The following is a 16,674-nucleotide window of genomic DNA, read 5'->3' as shown; positions in this document are numbered from 1 at the left end:
TGACGATGAGCATGGTGACCCACTCCACGAGTGCATGCGGCAGGTCGAGTGCGGCAGGATAGATGACCAACGAGGCCCCTGAGCAGCGTGATTGAGACGTCAGACATCTCGATCAACTGCCCGGGGGCCTCGCTCGTTGCGCTTGGCGGGCGTCACCTGATCGGGGCCCAACTCGAAGAAGCTCAGTGTCGCTCTTCCCGCCAAGTCGACAGCCGCGTCACGGGTTTGTGCGGCACGGGTAGCCGGCGCGGGAGCGGGCGGTCTCCGTGAGCGGCGGTCATGGATCCGACTAAGACGCCGTTTCTGATGGTGTGATCGCTCGTTGATCGGTGCATGACGGATCTGGTGGAGCGGTTGGTGCCGGATGAGTTGTGGACGCTGTTTCGGCGGGTGGTCCCGCCGACGGAGGTCATACGGCCGCAGGGCGGTGGTCGGCGTCGGGCCGGGGACCGCGAATGCCTGGCGGCGATCATCTTTGTGGCCACCTCTGGCTGCACCTGGCGGCAGCTGCCGCCGGTGTTCGGGCCGGCCTGGCCCACCGTCTACCGGCGCTTCGCCCAGTGGAGCCGGGACCGGGTCTGGGCCCGGCTCCACCGCGTCATCCTCGATGAGCTCGGCGCCCGGGGTGAGCTGGACTGGTCGCGGTGCGCGATCGACTCCGTCAGCGTCCGGGCGTCAAAGGGGGGCCACTGACCGGACCGAATCCGACCGACCGTGGCAAGAGCGGATCGAAAATCCACCTCATCACCGACCGGAACGGCGTGCCGCTGTCACTGGGTATCTCCGGTGCCAACCTGCACGACAGCCTCGGCCTGGTACCGCTCGTGCGCGGGATCCCGCCCATCCGCTCCCGCCGCGGACCCCGCCGCCGGCGGCCGGCCAAGCTCCACGCCGACAAAGGCTACGACTACGACCACCTGCGGAAATGGCTTCGCGAGCGTCGCATCCGCCACCGAATCGCCCGCAAGGGCATCGAGTCCTCCACGCGGCTGGGCCGACACCGCTGGGTCGTTGAAAGAACGGTCTCCTGGCTGGCCGGCTGCCGACGCCTGCACCGCCGCTACGAGCGCAAAGCCGAACACTTCCTGGCCTTCGTCGGCATCGCCGCAGCCCTCATCAGCTACCGCCGACTCACCAACTGAAACGGCGTCTAAGCGAGCACGTCCACCCACACCTCCACCCGCGCCCCCGCCCGCAGTCCCCACGCCTCCATCGCGCCGGCCTCCGCTTCCAGGACGTGGCGGGAGCGGAGGCGGGGGAGGCCGAGGCGGCCCGGTCGCATGGTGCGGACGGCGAGGACGCGCAGCCGGCGGTCCAGGTAGGCGACGTCGATGGGGATGCGCATGCCGAAGGTGTGCACGCTGTTCGCGGGAGACAGCAGCATCGCACCGTCGACCCGGTCGCGGCCCAGCAGGCCCCTGGTGCGGGCACGGTAGGAGGTCGCCAGCTCCAGCGGGACCGTGACCCGCATCGGCACCTCCGCCGGGCCAGTCGCCGGGGACGGTGCCTCCTGGCCGCCTGCCGCGTGCACGATCAGCTTTCCCTGGCCGTCGCGCCAGTGACGGCGTTTCACTACGAAACCCACTGCATCCCCCCGCCGCGCTCTCCTCGCGCTCTCCTCGTGGTCCCTCTCGCGTGCCTCGCCCGTCGACCGTAGTCGTCCGGCTCTGGGTCCGGTATGGGTCCACAGGCCCATGCCGGGAAGGAACGGGCGCGGTTAGGGTCCCGGCGTGCGCGTACTTCTGATCGCCGTCGCCGTGGTGTGGGGCGTGGGAGCCGGGCTGCTGGTGCCCCGGGCCGCGCACCGGTTCTCGGTGGAGGCCGGACAGCCGTGGCGCGCGGAGTGCCCCGGCGGGCATCCGATCACCGGAGCGTTCGGCGGCTGGGTGGGGCGTGCACGGTGCCCGGCCGCGCACCACGGCGGGGTGCGGTGCGCGGCGTACGGGCCGAGCACGCCCGTCGCCGCCGGCGTGACCGCCGTCGTGTGCGCCGCGCTCGCCGCCGTGACCGGGCCCCGGCCGGAGGTCGCCGTGTGGCTGCTGGCCGCGCCGGTCGGGGTGCTGCTCGCGCTCGTGGACCAGCGGGTGCACCGGCTGCCGGACGTTCTGACGCTGCCGCTCGCCGCGCTGACCGCGCTGCTGCTCGGCGGCGCGGCGCTGCTGCCCGCCGCCGCGGGGTCCTGGCCGGGGGCGTTGCTCGGCGCGCTCGCCCTCGCCGGCGTCTACCTCCTTCTCTTCCTCGTCAATCCGTCCGGGCTCGGCTTCGGGGACGTCAAGCTGGCGCTCGCGCTGGGCGCGGCGCTCGGCTGGTACGGCTGGCCGGTGGTGGTGGCCGGCGGTGTCGCCGGGCTGCTGTACGGGGGCTGCTACGGGCTCGGGCTGATCCTGCTGCGCCGGGCCGGGCGCGGCGCGGTGATGCCGCTGGGGCCGTTCATGCTCGGCGGGGCGTTCACCGGGCTGCTGCTGGGGGCGTCCGCCGCGGCCTGAGAAAGGCATGGGACGAGCTACGGACGAGGTGTGAGCGGCGGAGGCGGTCCGTGCGGGATGCCGGGGGAGGACGGGCAAGAAGGGGAGAAAAAGGGGGGAAGGGGGAGGGAAGGGAGAGGGAGTGTCGCGGTGTGCCGTCTGTGCGGCGGTGGCCGGGGCGGGGTGCGGGTACCGCACGGATGGAGCAAGGTTCCGCACGAACGGGGCACGGAGAAACAGGCGTTCGTGGCGTGTGGCAGGTGGTGGCCCCGTCCGGGTCTGTGCGGCCGGCCGAGGGGCGCGGGAGTGGTGCGAGTTGCCACATCGTTACCGCAGGGCCCTCCCCGCCGGGCGGCCGTACGCTGTAAGTTCAGACCACAGAAAATTCGCGCCAGCAAAGCTGCGCGGTGGCGTCGCGCAGTGGAGGGGGCTGCGCGACGCCGTGCCCGCAGTTCACGGTAGGTCCCTGTGGTCCGTACAGCCGGGGCGCGGCGGCCGACGGGGTCACGAGCGTGTTCGCGACCGGGGTGCCAGGGGCGAGGGTGGCCGGATCGGCGCGCCGGGTTGCCCGAACGGCGCAGCCCTCTGGATCCCCCAGCGGGTCACCCGATCGGCCTGCGAAAACGATGGGTTTCGGCCGTGTTCGCCCTCGGAATAACGGCGTCCGTTTGTCTCCACCTGTCGCCGGATGACTTCGCTGCGTAGTTGTTTCGCGCTGATGCACGCAGCATCCCTTACGAAGGGTTATGGTGGAAACCCCCCTCGGGCCGGTCCGTCTCCCCCCCACGGACCGGCCCGTTTCTTTTCGGCCGTTTCGGGAAGGCGCTCCGGCGTGTGCCGAGGGGCGTCTCCGGCCCGTTTGGAGGAGGTGTTCCGGTCCGGTCCGTTTGGATGAGGTGCCCCGGTCCGGCCCGTTCGAACGAGGTGCTCCGGTCCGCCCGTTCCGAAAAGGTGCCCCGGCCGCCTGCGAGGTGGCCGACCGAGGGCCGGCGTGCCAGAGGGGGCCGGCCCACGAAGACGCGCCGGGCGAGGCCGGAAGGGACGGTCCCCGGTTGTGCCACAGCTTTGCCACAGATGGCCGTCCGGCCGTACCACAAGGGGCGTTCGACGGCCCTTTGGGAGACCCTGAAAGGGCCGGGGGTAGGCTTCGCCCCCGGGGACCGCCACACGGACCAGGCCGCCGCACGGACAGGGTGATGCCCCCGGCCGCGCGCCTGTCCGCATCCGACGGAGGGGCTGACTTACACGTGATCCTGCGCGACAAGCTGCGCAGCCTGCTGGTCAGGCTGTACGCACGCCGGGTGGAAGGCCACCTGGACCACGCTCAGGTGCCCAAGCACATCGGCGTCATCATGGACGGCAACCGGCGCTGGGCGAAGGCCGCGGGTTCCACCACCGCGCAGGGGCACCGGGCCGGTGCGGACAAGATCGAGGAGTTCCTCGGCTGGTGCAGCGAGACCGACGTCGAGGTCGTCACCCTCTGGCTGCTGTCCACGGACAACTTCGACCGCCCGCAGGAGGAACTGGTCCCGCTCCTCGGCATCATCGAGGACGTCGTGCGCGACCTGGCCGCCGACGGCCGCTGGCGGCTGCACCACGTGGGCGCCATGGATTTGCTGCCGGCGGGTATGCAGTCCACCCTGAAGGAGGCCGAGGAGGCCACCGCGCACGTCGACGGAATACTGGTCAACGTCGCCATCGGCTACGGCGGCCGCCAGGAGATCGCCGACGCCGTGCGCTCCATGCTGCTCGACGCCCACGAGCGGGGCGTGTCCCTGGAGGAGCTGGCCGAGGCCGTCGACATCGACATGATCGGCCGCCATCTGTACACCAAGGCCCAGCCCGACCCCGACCTGGTCATCCGCACCAGCGGCGAGCAGCGGCTGTCCGGGTTCATGCTCTGGCAGACCGCGCATTCGGAGTACTACTTCTGCGAGGCCTACTGGCCGGCCTTCCGCAAGGTCGACTTCCTGCGCGCCCTGCGCGACTACGCCGCGCGCCACCGCCGCTTCGGCAGCTGAGCGCGCCGGACGGTCAGGTCGTCACGGGCGCCGTGCGCCGGGGCCGATGAGGGCCGCTCCGGCGCACGGAGGCCGCCGCGCCGGCGCCCGGGGACGGCAGCGCACCCGGGGCGCACCACCTCGCACACCCCCTGCTCCACCCGTGTGTATCCCGGCCGCCGCCGGTGTGTCGCGCTTGCCCCCCTGGCATGGGGGCGGGGGATCGAGGGCATAAGTCCGTCAGGTCGACACCCGAACCACGGGTGTCGGATCGCAGCGGACGGCCGGAGCCCGTCCGCCCGGGAGGCCCTTTGCGCGAGCCGGACCGTGCGGTCACAGCACGGACGAAGAGGCTTCAGGGCCGGTTCTCGGCCCGTCGCGAGGGCCGTGGACCGGTCCAGCCCCGCTTCGTCGCTCCCCGACCTCATCCGAGGGGGTACGTCCTTCCGTGGTGACCAGCACACAGCGTCGCAAGCCCGACCGGCGCACCTACGTTCTCGACACCAGCGTCCTGCTGGCGGACCCGAACGCCCTGACCCGATTCGACGAGCACGAGGTCGTGCTGCCCGTCGTCGTGGTCACGGAACTGGAGGCCAAGCGGCACCATCCCGAACTCGGCTACTTCGCCCGCCAGGCGCTGCGCCTGCTCGACGACTACCGGGTCCGCCACGGCCGGCTGGACGTGCCCATCCCCATCGGAGACCTCGGCGGAACGGTCCGCGTCGAACTGAACCACTCGGACCCCAGCGTGCTGCCCACCGGTTACCGCCTCGGGGACAACGACTCGCGCATCCTCGCCGTGGCCCGCAATCTGCAGGCCGAGGGGTACGACGTGACGGTGGTGTCCAAGGACCTGCCGCTGCGGATCAAGGCGTCGTCCGTGGGGCTCCTCGCCGAGGAGTACCGGGCGGAACTCGCCATCACCGACGCCTCCGGCTGGACCGGAATGGCGGATCTCACCCTGTCGGGGGAACAGGTGGACCTCCTGTTCGAGCAGGGGTGCCTCCATGTGCCCGAGGCGGCCGGTCTGCCCGTGCACACCGGGCTCACCATCCAGTCCGAGCGCGGCAAGGCCCTCGGGCGTGTCACTCCGGAGGGTGATGTCCGGCTGGTGCGCGGTGACCGTGAGGCCTTCGGCATCAAGGGCCGCAGCGCCGAGCAGCGCATCGCGCTGGACCTGCTGCTCGACCCGGACGTCGGCATCGTCTCGATGGGCGGCCGGGCCGGCACCGGCAAGTCGGCGCTGGCGCTGTGCGCGGGCCTGGAGGCGGTTCTGGAGCGCCGTCAGCACCAGAAGGTGATGGTCTTCCGCCCGCTGTACGCGGTCGGCGGCCAGGAGCTGGGCTATCTGCCCGGCACCGAGGCGGAGAAGATGAACCCGTGGGCGCAGGCCGTCTTCGACACGCTCTCGGCCGTCACCTCCCGCGAGGTCATCGAGGAGGTGACCGCCCGCGGGATGCTGGAGGTGCTGCCGCTGACCCACATCCGCGGCCGCTCGCTGCACGACGCGTTCGTCATCGTGGACGAGGCGCAGTCGCTGGAGCGCAACGTGCTGCTGACCGTGCTGTCCCGGATCGGCTCCGGTTCCCGGGTGGTGCTCACCCATGACGTGGCGCAGCGGGACAACCTGCGGGTCGGACGGTACGACGGGGTGGTCGCCGTGGTGGAGAAGCTGAAGGGCCATCCGCTGTTCGCCCACGTGACCCTCACCCGGTCCGAAAGGTCCCAGATCGCCGCCCTCGTCACCGAAATGCTGGAGGAAGGACACATCTGAGCTTCATCTGAGCGAGGATGTCGTGGCGGTCCCTCAGGAGGGGGACCCCTGACGACGACGGTTGCGCCGTCCGGCAAAAGCCCCAAAGCTTAGCCGGACGGCGCTGTCGTGCGGGCGACTTTCACGGGAATCTGTGGTCCAAACGGGATGTGAGCTTTCACACGCAACGCAGAATTGCCTTGCGGCGTTGGTTACGGCAGAGTCTCACTCCTGTCAGGCCCCGCATACGACACACCTGTACCGCCAGCGGTACAGAGCCGCATGGCCACCATGTCAACTCCATAGCGACGTCGTATGCCGCCCGAGCATCACGCGGCGCTCCCGCCACGGGAGGCCCACCGGGCCCGTGCCTCCGTGACCCGCAGTTGGGAGGCCAGTGTCAGGGGCACGATCGCGTCCGCGAGGGTCACCGAAGCGGGCGATGCTGGAAGGAAACCGTGTGAGCCGGATCTCGGTCCGGGGATTCGCGGTGGCCTCGGCCACCGCGGTCACCGCTGTCGGAAGCGTCGTCGGCGTTGCCTCGGGCAGCACCGCGCAGCCCAACGACACCGAAGCGACGGCAGCCGACGTGACGCTGCTCGCGGACATTCCCGCGGGTCAGCAGGCCCAGGTACAGACCGCCTCCCTGACGCAGCAGGCCGACGCACAGGCCATCGCCGCGGACGCCAGCGCCAAGAAGAACGCCGAGGAGGCCGCTCGCAAGGCGGCCGCCGAGACGGCGTTCGCCAAGAAGGCGGAGGCGGAGAAGGCCGCCAAGGAGGCCAAGGAGCGCGAGGAGCTGGCCAAGGCGGCCAGCCGCAGCGCCCGGGACGCCTCCAGCTTCCCCGTGCAGGCCTCGTACACCGTGGCTCAGATCCAGGCGATGGCCCGCCAGATGGTGCCCGCCGGCCAGTTCCAGTGCTTCAGCAACATCGTGAGTCACGAGTCGGGCTGGAACTACCAGGCCGTCAACGCCTCCTCCGGCGCGTACGGCCTCTTCCAGGCGCTGCCGGCCGGCAAGTACGCCTCCGCCGGTGCCGACTGGCGCACCAACCCGGCCACCCAGATCAAGTGGGGCCTGAACTACATGAACGGCCGGTACGGCAGCCCGTGCGCGGCGTGGAACTTCTGGGCCGCCAACCACTGGTACTGATCCGTCCGGCGCCCCTCGGCGTGCTCCGGCCGGCCGTCGGCCGGCCGGGATCGCGCCGGATCCCGTCAACCCTGTGCAGCCCCTTACCGTCTTTCAGGTGAGGGGCTGTCGCCCTGTACCGTCGAACCGGACGACTCCAGGGGGGAGTGGTGGGGAGAGACGGGGGAAAGGGACGGATCATGTCGCGAGTGCCAGGGTGGCTCGGCCGCGTCGGCACCAGACTCACCGAGATGGGTGAGCGCCTGGACGAGCGCCGTGCCGAGGTGGAGAAGGAACACGCCGTGCCCAGCACGGAGCCGGACGACGTGCCCGTCACGCCCCCGGCCCGGCCCGATCCGGCTCAGGCCGTCCCCTGGGGCGTCCGCGTGGCCGCGGAGGCCGGCTGGCGGGTGCTGGTGCTCGCCGGAACGCTGTGGGTGCTGATGCGCATCATCAGCGCCGTCCAGCTCGTCGTGCTGGCCTTCGTCACCGCGCTGCTCATCACCGCGCTGCTGCAGCCCACGGTCGCCCTGCTGCGCCGCCACGGGCTGCCGCGCGGGCCGGCCACCGCGCTCACCGCCATCTCGGGCTTCGTCGTCATGGGGCTGATCGGGTGGTTCGTGACCTGGCAGGTCATGGAGAACATCGACACCCTCTCCGACCAGATCCAGGACGGCATCGACGAGTTGCGCACGTGGCTGCTCGACAGCCCCTTCCACGTCACCGACAAGCAGATCAACCAGATCGCCAAGAGCCTCAGGGACGCCATCGGCGCCAACACCGACCAGATCACCTCGGCCGGCCTGGAAGGCGTCACGGTGGTCGTGGAGGCCCTGACGGGGATCCTGCTGACGATCTTCTCGACGCTGTTCCTGCTCTACGACGGGCGGCGGATCTGGGAGTGGATGCTCAAGCTGGTGCCGGCCGCGGCCCGGCCGGGCGTCGCCGGCGCCGGCCCGCGCGCCTGGCGCACCCTGACGGCCTATGTGCGCGGCACGGTGGTCGTGGCGCTCATCGACGCCATCTTCATCGGCCTCGGCATCTACTTCCTCGACGTGCCGATGGCGGTGCCGCTGGCCGTGTTCATCTTCCTGTTCGCGTTCATCCCGCTGGTGGGTGCCGTGGTCTCCGGAGCGCTGGCGGTGGTGGTGGCGCTGGTCACCCAGGGCGTGTTCACGGCCGTGATGACGCTCGTGGTGGTGCTGGCGGTGCAGCAGATCGAGGGCCATGTGCTGCAGCCGTTCATCCTGGGCCGCGCGGTGCGGGTGCACCCGCTGGCGGTGGTGCTGTCGGTCGCCGCGGGCGGCATGGTCGCCGGGATCGGCGGCGCGGTGGTCGCGGTGCCGCTGGTGGCGGTGACCAACACGGTGGCCGGCTATCTGCGGGCCTACTCCCGGGAACAGGCGCTGCGTCACTCCCCGCGCCCACGCGGCGCGACCGCCGCGTCCGACGTCGCGGCGCCGGGACCGGACGGGGCGGGCCGGACCGACGGGCTCGACGAGACGCGGAACAGGGGCGAACGCACCGAGCCCCGCACACCGCAGGGGTGAACGGGGCTCAGGTCAGCACCACCAGGTCCGCGGGCCGGATCACTCGGCCAGCGCGGCCTCCGCGTCCAGGGTCGTCGCGACGGCCTGCACCACCGCGGCGATCTTGAACGCCTCCTGGACGGTCTCGCGCTCGACACCGGCCTTGCGCAGCACCTGCTCGTGAGAGTCCAGGCACATGCCGCAGCCGTTGATCGCCGAGACGGCGAAGGACCACAGCTCGAAGTCGGTCTTGTCCACGCCCGGGTTGCCGATGACGTTCATCCGCAGACCGGCGCGCAGCGTGCCGTACTCGTCGTCCGACAGCAGGTGCCGGGTGCGGTAGAAGACGTTGTTCATCGCCATGATGGCGGCCGCGGCCTTGGCCGCGGTGTAGGCCTCCGGCGACAGGTTCGCCTTCGCCTCCGGCTCCAGTTCCCGCAGCACGATCGGGGAACGGGAGGCGATCGCCGTCGCCAGCACCGTGCCCCACAGCTGCTGCGCGGGCAGGTCGCTGTTGCCGATGACGGAGCCCAGGTTGAGCTTGAGGTCCTTGGCGTAGTCCGGCAGAGCGGACTTCAGGGAGTCGAGGGACATGCCTCACTCACCAGCCAGCAGCGCGACCGGGTCCAGGGTGGCGTCGCCCTTGTTCCAGTTGCACGGGCACAGCTCGTCCGTCTGCAGGGCGTCCAGAACCCGCAGGACCTCCTTCGGGTTACGGCCGACCGAGCCCGCCGTCACCATGGAGAACTGGATCTCGTTGTTCTGGTCGACGATGAAGACCGCACGCTTGGCGAAGCCCTCCTCGTCCTCGATGCCCAGGGCGCGCATCAGCTCGTGCTTGGAGTCGGCCATCATCGGGAACGGCAGCTCCCGCAGGTCCGGGTGGTCCTTGCGCCAGGCGTGGTGGACGTACTCGGAGTCGCCGGAGAAACCGATGATCTGCGCGTCGCGGTCGGCGAACTCGTCGTTCATCTTGCCGAACGCGGCGATCTCGGTCGGGCACACGAAGGTGAAGTCCTTGGGCCAGGCGAAGATCACCTTCCACTTGCCCTCGTAGGTCTTGTGGTTGATCTTCTCGAACTCCTTGCCCTTCTCCAGCGAGACGCAGGCGGTCAGTTCGAACTCGGGGAACTTGTCACCGACAGTGAGCACACGCTCTCCTTGCAGCGCAGAAACACGGGATGTGCCCGTGTTTCCCGTGGGTTGGTCTGTGGTGATGTTGGCACAGAGTCGATTGATTAGGGAAATAGCTACACTCGGTCGTGTTGATCGGAGGTAGTTATCAGTGACTGTCGGTAACGCCGGCAAGCGCAGGCCCCTGCCCAGTCTGTCCCAGCTGCGGGCCTTCGCCGCCGTCGCCGAGCACCTGCACTTCCGGGACGCGGCCGCCGCGATCGGGATGAGCCAGCCGGCGCTGTCCGGAGCCGTCTCCGCCCTGGAGGACAGCCTCGGTGTCACCCTGGTGGAGCGTACGACGCGCCGGGTGCTGCTCTCACCCGCGGGTGAGCGGCTGGCCGTGCGCACCCGGGCGGTGCTGGCGGAGGTCGGCGCCCTGCTGGAGGAGGCCGAGGCCGTCCGCGCGCCCTTCACCGGCGTGCTGCGGCTCGGCGTCATCCCCACCGTCGCGCCCTACCTGCTGCCCACGGTGCTGCGCCTGGTCCACGACCGCTACCCGGCCCTGGACCTGCAGGTCCACGAGGAGCAGACCGCGAGCCTGCTGGACGGGCTGGCCGCCGGACGGCTGGACCTGCTGCTGCTCGCCGTCCCCCTCGGCGTGCCCGGCGTCACCGAGATCCCGCTGTTCGACGAGGACTTCGTCCTGGTCACCCCGCTCGATCACCCGCTCGGCGGGCGTGCGGGCATACCCCGCGAGGCGCTGAAGGAGCTGAACCTGCTGCTGCTGGACGAGGGGCACTGCCTGCGCGACCAGGCCCTGGAGATCTGCCGCGAGGCCGGCCGCGCGGACGCCCCGGTGACCACCACCGCCGCGGGACTGTCCACGCTGGTGCAGCTCGTGGCCGGCGGGCTCGGCTGCACCCTGCTGCCGCGCACCGCGCTGAAGGTGGAGACCTCCCGCAGCAACCAGCTGCTCACCGGCTCCTTCGCGCACCCCGCGCCGTCCCGCCGGATCGCTCTCGCGATCCGCACCGGCGCGGCCCGCGCCGCCGAGTACCGCCAACTGGCCGCCGCCCTGCGCTCGGCGCTGCGGGTGCTGCCGGTCCGCGTCGTCGACGACGACCCGTACGGTCGGACCCCGGGCGCCGCCTGAACGGACGAGGGCCCGTCCCTCGCGGGAACGGGGCCCTCGTCGCCTCGCGCGCGGGTGCGCGCTCACTCGGTGCGCAGTCCGTCCGGCCGCATCAGACGCAGCAGCGGCGGCAGGCTCAGGAGCGTGACCGCGACGACGACGCCCGCGCCGATGCCGGTCATCGTCAGCGCACTCGCCCAGTCGACGTACACCGGCGTGGCCGTCATCTCCAGCAGCACCGCGCCCAGTGCCAGACCCACCGTCATCGCCAGCAGCAGGCCCAGGCCGATCGGAACCGCCGTCTGCCACAGCACCGACAGGCTCAGCGTGGTGCGCCGGGTGCCGAAGGCCACCAGCGTCGACAGCAGCCGGCGCCGCTCGCGCAGCTGCTCCAGCTGCGACACCAGCAGGCTCGCGCCGATCAGCACCAGCACACAGACGGCGCCCACGAGCAGTCCGGTGCGGATCGTGCGGAACTCACGGGACTCCCGGTGGCTCGTCCACACCTGGGCGCTGGAGAACGTGTCCAGGCGCGCGGCCGTGTTGCGGACCCGGTCGTACGTGTCCGGCACGGACTCGTCGACCGACAGGTAGATCTGGCCGACGGTGGTCCCGGCGAGGGCTGTGGGCAGCGCGCCCGGTGTGATCAACACTCCGTCGTGCTCCCAGCCGTCCGGAGCCTTGATCGCCACGGCCTTCTTCAGGCCCTCCGGCACCGTCCATGCCACGTCGCGGTTCCTGTCCGAGTCGTTGGAGTCGAGCACGTACAGCCGGCGGCCCGGTGCGACGAGCTGCTCGGGGTCGGTGTCGGAGACGCCGCTCGTCGACGTCGCGACGAACACGTCACCGTCGTGGCAGCTCGGCAGCTTCGCCATCGTGCGCAGCGCCGCGCAGGTGCCGACGGTCAGGTCGGCGGTGGTGTCGGGGCCGCCGTCGGTCCGCCAGTGGACGTCGGCGACGACGGTCTGGCCCAGCGGCACGACCTCGCGGACGCCCCGCGTCGCGCCGAACTCGGCGGCGGCCTTGTCCAGCGGCACGTCCCCCGACATGCGGATCTGCATCTCGGCCTGGTTCAGGTCGAGCCCGGTGTCCTCGCGGTAGCCGCCCTCCACGCCCGCGAAGAGCATCTGCAGGGCGATCGCACCGGCCACCGCGACCGCGATGCCGTTGACCATGCGGGCCGCCGAGCCGCTGCTCAGCTGCAGCCGCCGCACCGCCAGCTGCCAGGACACCGGGCCCCGTCCGAGCCGGGCGACGACCGTCTCCACCACCCACGGCAGCAGCGCGGTCACCCCGGCCAGGAGCAGCAGCACACCTCCGATCACCGCGTACTGGTTGAAGTTCCCGTGGTCACGCCCCTGACCGACCATCGGCAGCAGCAGCGCCAGACCGACCGCCGGCGTCAGCAGCCGCCACCACAGCCGGCGCCGCGCGGGCTTGCTGGTGCGCACCACACCGAGCGGCTCGATGACCACCCCGCGCAGCGCCAGCAGGGTCACCAGCACCGACGCCGCCGGCACCGCCACGACGACCAGCGCGGCCAGCGCGGGCGACGGGTCGAGGTAGCCGGGGAAGACGCTGATGTCCGCGACTTCCACCTGACCCGCGATCTGACGGCCCAGCAGGAACAGCACCGCGCCGGCCACCAGACCGAGCAGCGAGCTCGCCAGGGCCTCACCCGCCGCGATACGGCGGGTCATATGGCTGTCGGCACCCACCAGTCGCAGCGCCGCCAGCCTGCGGTCGCGGCGCTCACCGCCGAACCGCACGGCCGTGGCGATGAACACCGCCACCGGCGTCAGCAGCACCACGAACATGACCAGTACGAGCAGCAGCAGGACCGGGTCCCACGTCTCCTTGGTCCGCTCCTGCGGCCCGAATTCGGTGATCCGACCGACCTGCCAGCCGTCGAGGTGCTGCTCCAGATCGCGCGTGCCGGCGTAGTACGCCAGCTCCTGCGAGCCGATGAGCCCCTGCTCGCCGATCGTGCCCACCACCCGGTACGGCAGCCGCTCGCGCAGCAGCTCGCCGTCACCGGAGTCGAGCAGCCGCTTCAGCGCCGGCGAGACGACCATCTCGCCGGGCGCCGGATACCGGGTCAGGCCCGGGGCGAGCGGGGCGTCGGGCCCCTCGGGCTCCACCAGGCGGCCCAGCACGTTCTTGTCGCGGAACGTGGTGTCGACGTCCGCGATCAGCAGGGTGTTGTCCGCCTTGGGCCGGACGTGCTCGCTGTAGGTGTGGTCGAGCCGCGCTTCCTCGCGCCGGTGGCGCTCCGCGAGCGCGTTGGGCACCGCGGTCGCCAGCAGCAGCAGCGCCACGCCGAGCCCGACGCCGACGGCCGTCAGCACCAGCCGCACCCAGCCCTCGCGTCCCCCGGTGACGGCGAACCTGACGCCCAGCGACAGGTCGCGCGCCCACGGGCGGACGCCTGCACCGGCACTCATAGGGCTCGCTCCATGTCACGGGACTTGCCGTCGCGCACGACGATCTCGCGGTCGGAGTACGCGGCCACCCGCGCCTCGTGCGTGACCAGGACGACGGCGGCGTTGGTGGACCGGGCGGCGTCGGTGAACAGCTCCATGACCCGTTCGCCGTTCAGGGAGTCCAGGGCGCCGGTCGGCTCGTCGGCGAAGATCACCCGGGGCCGGGTGACCAGGGCGCGGGCCACGGCCACGCGCTGGCCCTGACCGCCGGAGACCTCACCGGGCCGCTGCCCGGCCACATCCTCGACCTCCAGCCGTTCCATCCAGGTCAGCGCGGCCCGCTCGGCCTCCTTGCGCGAGGTGCCGCTCAGCCGCAGCGGCAGGGCCACGTTCTCCACGCAGGTCAGCTCGGGCACCAGCTGGCCGAACTGGAAGACGAACCCGAACTCGTTGCGCCGCAGCGCGCTGCGCTGGGCGTCGCTCATCGTGGCCAGCTCACGGCCGTCGTAGGTGATGGAGCCGGAGTCCGGGACGACGATCCCGGCCAGGCAGTGCAGCAGGGTGGACTTGCCCGAGCCGGAGGGGCCCATCACCGCGACGACCTCGCCGGGGTGGATGGAGAACTCGGCGCCGTCCAGCGCCTTGGTCGCGCCGTAGGCCTTGTGCAGGTCCTGGGCGGCCAGCAGGGAACCGGGAGGAGGAGTCATCGGGCCACCGCCTCACGCAGCTTGCCCAGGCGGGCGGCGGTCAGCTCCAGCCAGCGCAGGTCCGCCTCCAGGTGGAACAGCGCGTGGTCGCAGATCAGCTGGTCCGCCAGGTCGCCCTGGCGCTTGCGGTCGGTCAGGATCCGCATGCTGCGCAGGTGTTCGGCGCGCTGGGTGTCCAGGATGTCGGCCGCGTTCCGGCCGGTGAGCAGGGCGAGGACGACCTTGGTGTACAGGGTCGATTGCAGATAGGGCTCGGGCTTCTCGGGGGTGGCCAGCCACCGGTCGACATCCGTGATGCCGGCGTCGGTGATGGCGTAGCGCTTGCGTTCGGGGCCCCCGCCGGCCTCGATGGCGTCGACCTCGACGAGGCCGTTCTTCAGCAGCCGGGACATCGTCGAGTAGACCTGGCCGTAGTGCAGCGGCCGGTCGTGGCCGAACTTCTCGTCGAAGGCCCGCTTGAGGTCGTAACCGTGGCGGGGGCCGGACTCCAGGAGTCCGAGCAGGGTGTGACCGATGTGACCGATGGACATGCCCTGCACACTACACCCGGTGTATACGTCGCGTGTATAGACGGGGTGAAGAGTCAATGACGGCGGGTCTTCACCGCGTGTACGCGTCGTGTGGACAGGCGGCCGGAGATCGGCTCGGCGGCTGTACGGGCGGCCGGAGATCGGCTCGGCGGCGACTCCGCGTCGTGTTTGTACGCGGTGGTACAGCGGTGTGCGGAGAGGCCGGGGGAGGCCGGGGGAGGCCGGGGGAGGTGTGCCGGGAAGCCCTGCCGAGGTTCCGCAGTGCTGAAAAGCCCCGCCGGAGCCCGACCACGAGCGGGCGCGGGGTGGTGCGGGGTGGGTGCGGCCGGCGGCGGTCACACCGCCGGCGGTGCCGTCACCGGGGGGTGCGGGGCGGGCGGCCGCGGCGGGGGAGCGGACCCGCCTCGCGGGGCAGCCGGCCCGCGTCCGCGAGGGCACGGCGCAGCAGGAACTCGATCTGCGCGTTCGCCGAGCGCAGCTCGTCCGAGGCCCAGCGGGCCAGCGCCTCGTACACCGACGGGTCCAGCCGCAGCAGGACCTGCTTGCGCTGCTGCGGCCGGCGCCGGGGGGCGGGTGCCTCCTCGCTCACTGGTAGAGCGTCCCGGTGTTCACCACGGGCTGGGGCGCCCGGTCACCGCACAGCACCACCATCAGATTGGAGACCATCGCCGCCTTCCGTTCCTCGTCCAGTTCCACGATGTCCTGCTCGGCGATGCGGGCGAGAGCCGCCTCGACCATACCGACCGCGCCGTCCACGATCTGGCGGCGGGCGGCGACGACCGCGCCGGCCTGCTGCCGCTGGAGCATCGCGGAGGCGATCTCCGGAGCGTACGCGAGGTGCGTGAAGCGGGACTCGATGATCTGCACGCCGGCCGCCTCCACGCGCGCGTGCAGCTCGGCGGCGAGCTTCTCGGTGATCTCCTCGGCGTTGCCGCGCAGCGACAGCTCGCCGGCATCGTGGGCGTCGTAGGGGTACTCGATGGCGATGTGCCGGACGGCGGCCTCGGTCTGGGTGGCCACGAACTCCTGGTAGTTGTCGACCTCGAAGGTCGCCTGCGCGGTGTCCTGGACCCGCCAGACGACGACCGCGGCCAGCTCGATCGGGTTGCCGTAGGCGTCGTTCACCTTCAGCACGGCCGTCTCGTGGTTGCGCACCCGGGTGGAGATCCTCCGCCGGGAGGTGAAGGGGTTCACCCAGCGCAGGCCGTCCTCGCGGACCGTGCCCCGGTAGCGCCCGAAGAGCTGGACGACCCGTGCCTCGCCCGGCGCCACCATGTTCAGCCCGCTCATCGCGAGCAGGGAGGCGACGGCCAGGAGGGCGCCGGCCACGATCAGCGGGGCCTTCACCGCCGCGCCGGCATCGGTGCCGGCGGCCGCGGCGATCAGCGCGATGCCGGCCAGCAGGCCCACCAGCCCGCCGAGCAGGGCCAGTCCGCCGCCCACGCTGCGGGCGGGGAACTCCCTGATCCGGGGCGCGGGCATGTCGGGCGCGCCGGACGGCGTGCGGGCCGGTGACGAGGTGTGTGCGGACATGAAGGTCCCCCGTTCCTGTGTCGGTCCTGTCTGCGGTGCCGGGGCCGGCACCTAGCAAAGTGATAACATTTTTTCCTGCCGCGGCAACCTTCAACCTCCCTGGCTCGTCGGTTCCCTTGGACCAGGTGCGCATTGTCACGCCGGTCCGAACCGGGTTCGGCGCCCCTGTGCCACAGAGGGCGGTGTTAGCTTTCTGAGCTGACCCGAGCCACGTACATCGGTGGCGGACGAGACGGGGAGCGGAGCGAACGGACGAATGGGACGAGCGGAAGAAAGACGAGCGCGGCAGCGCGGCGGCCGCCGCGCGGCGCCGCGGCGCTCGTCCGGGGCGTCGGCGGCCGGCGCCGCGTCGGG

General features: G+C 71.5%; 15 protein-coding genes. 7 read left to right on the top strand and 8 right to left on the bottom strand.

Going from position 1 to position 16,674, the window contains the following annotated elements; all coding sequences use genetic code 11:
* The first annotated feature begins 333 nt into the window (after positions 1-333).
* Positions 334-1,142 (top strand): IS5 family transposase gene (locus IE286_RS26495; protein WP_189799296.1). Its coding sequence is split into 2 segments (ribosomal slippage): positions 334-681 and positions 684-1,142, totalling 807 coding nucleotides; the frame shifts between segments, so codons are not numbered across the junction.
* A gap of 8 nt (positions 1,143-1,150) precedes the next feature.
* Here IE286_RS26495 and IE286_RS26490 read toward each other — a convergent pair.
* Positions 1,151-1,585, bottom strand: a complete 435-nt coding sequence (locus IE286_RS26490) for a DUF192 domain-containing protein (RefSeq protein WP_373312731.1) — start codon at positions 1,583-1,585, stop codon at positions 1,151-1,153.
* 145 nt (positions 1,586-1,730) lie between these two features.
* On the opposite strand from IE286_RS26490, the gene IE286_RS26485 reads away from it, so the two are divergent.
* From IE286_RS26485 to IE286_RS26465, 5 genes are all read left to right on the top strand, one after another.
* Positions 1,731-2,486 (top strand): prepilin peptidase, encoded by a 756-nt coding sequence (locus IE286_RS26485; protein ID WP_189799294.1) that lies wholly within the window; start codon positions 1,731-1,733, stop codon positions 2,484-2,486.
* A 1,226-nt stretch (positions 2,487-3,712) separates the two neighbouring features.
* Complete coding sequence (locus IE286_RS26480) at positions 3,713-4,486, top strand: isoprenyl transferase (RefSeq protein ID WP_189799293.1); 774 nt, start codon at positions 3,713-3,715, stop codon at positions 4,484-4,486.
* A gap of 427 nt (positions 4,487-4,913) precedes the next feature.
* A complete protein-coding gene (gene phoH2, locus IE286_RS26475) occupies positions 4,914-6,239 on the top strand; it encodes an RNA 5'-3' helicase PhoH2 (RefSeq protein WP_189799292.1) in 1,326 nt (441 codons plus the stop codon).
* Between the two features lie 439 nt (positions 6,240-6,678).
* Complete coding sequence (locus IE286_RS26470; protein WP_189799291.1) at positions 6,679-7,371, top strand: aggregation-promoting factor C-terminal-like domain-containing protein; 693 nt, start codon at positions 6,679-6,681, stop codon at positions 7,369-7,371.
* A 179-nt stretch (positions 7,372-7,550) separates the two neighbouring features.
* On the top strand, positions 7,551-8,900 hold the full coding sequence (locus IE286_RS26465; RefSeq protein ID WP_229863792.1) for an AI-2E family transporter: 1,350 nt from the start codon (positions 7,551-7,553) through the stop codon (positions 8,898-8,900).
* Between the two features lie 39 nt (positions 8,901-8,939).
* On the opposite strand, the gene IE286_RS26460 is transcribed toward IE286_RS26465, so the two are convergent.
* Together IE286_RS26460 and IE286_RS26455 are read right to left on the bottom strand one after the other, a co-directional pair.
* A complete protein-coding gene (locus IE286_RS26460; protein WP_189799290.1) occupies positions 8,940-9,473 on the bottom strand; it encodes an alkyl hydroperoxide reductase in 534 nt (177 codons plus the stop codon).
* 3 nt (positions 9,474-9,476) lie between these two features.
* Entirely contained in the window at positions 9,477-10,031 is a 555-nt protein-coding gene (locus IE286_RS26455; protein WP_189799289.1) for a peroxiredoxin, read from the bottom strand.
* Positions 10,032-10,164: 133 nt separating this feature from the next.
* On the opposite strand from IE286_RS26455, the gene IE286_RS26450 reads away from it, so the two are divergent.
* Positions 10,165-11,148: a hydrogen peroxide-inducible genes activator gene (locus tag IE286_RS26450; protein ID WP_189799288.1), complete on the top strand. Its 984-nt coding sequence runs from the start codon at positions 10,165-10,167 to the stop codon at positions 11,146-11,148.
* A gap of 62 nt (positions 11,149-11,210) precedes the next feature.
* Here IE286_RS26450 and IE286_RS26445 read toward each other — a convergent pair whose 3' ends face one another.
* The 5 genes from IE286_RS26445 to IE286_RS26425 all read right to left on the bottom strand — a co-directional run bounded on the left by IE286_RS26445 (position 11,211) and on the right by IE286_RS26425 (position 16,320).
* Positions 11,211-13,571 carry an ABC transporter permease gene (locus IE286_RS26445; RefSeq protein WP_189799287.1) on the bottom strand — a complete coding sequence of 787 codons (2,361 nt, stop codon included), beginning with the start codon at positions 13,569-13,571 and terminating at the stop codon, positions 11,211-11,213.
* Positions 13,568-14,257 (bottom strand): ABC transporter ATP-binding protein, encoded by a 690-nt coding sequence (locus IE286_RS26440; protein WP_189799286.1) that lies wholly within the window; start codon positions 14,255-14,257, stop codon positions 13,568-13,570. Before IE286_RS26440 ends, IE286_RS26445 begins: the two co-directional genes overlap by 4 nt.
* Entirely contained in the window at positions 14,254-14,787 is a 534-nt protein-coding gene (locus tag IE286_RS26435; RefSeq protein ID WP_189799285.1) for a PadR family transcriptional regulator, read from the bottom strand. The genes IE286_RS26440 and IE286_RS26435 overlap by 4 nt, the downstream gene beginning before the upstream one ends.
* A gap of 355 nt (positions 14,788-15,142) precedes the next feature.
* Positions 15,143-15,376, bottom strand: a complete 234-nt coding sequence (locus IE286_RS26430; protein ID WP_189799284.1) for a type II toxin-antitoxin system antitoxin — start codon at positions 15,374-15,376, stop codon at positions 15,143-15,145.
* Entirely contained in the window at positions 15,373-16,320 is a 948-nt protein-coding gene (locus IE286_RS26425) for an SPFH domain-containing protein (protein WP_189799283.1), read from the bottom strand. The genes IE286_RS26430 and IE286_RS26425 overlap by 4 nt, the downstream gene beginning before the upstream one ends.
* Between the last annotated feature and the right edge of the window lie 354 nt (positions 16,321-16,674).

The sequence above is a fragment of the Streptomyces thermodiastaticus genome, assembly GCF_014656135.1.
Taxonomy (GTDB): Bacteria; Actinomycetota; Actinomycetes; order Streptomycetales; family Streptomycetaceae; genus Streptomyces; species Streptomyces thermodiastaticus.
The sequence above is the reverse complement of the archived record's forward strand: the minus strand, read 5'-3'. Positions and strand labels throughout refer to the sequence as shown.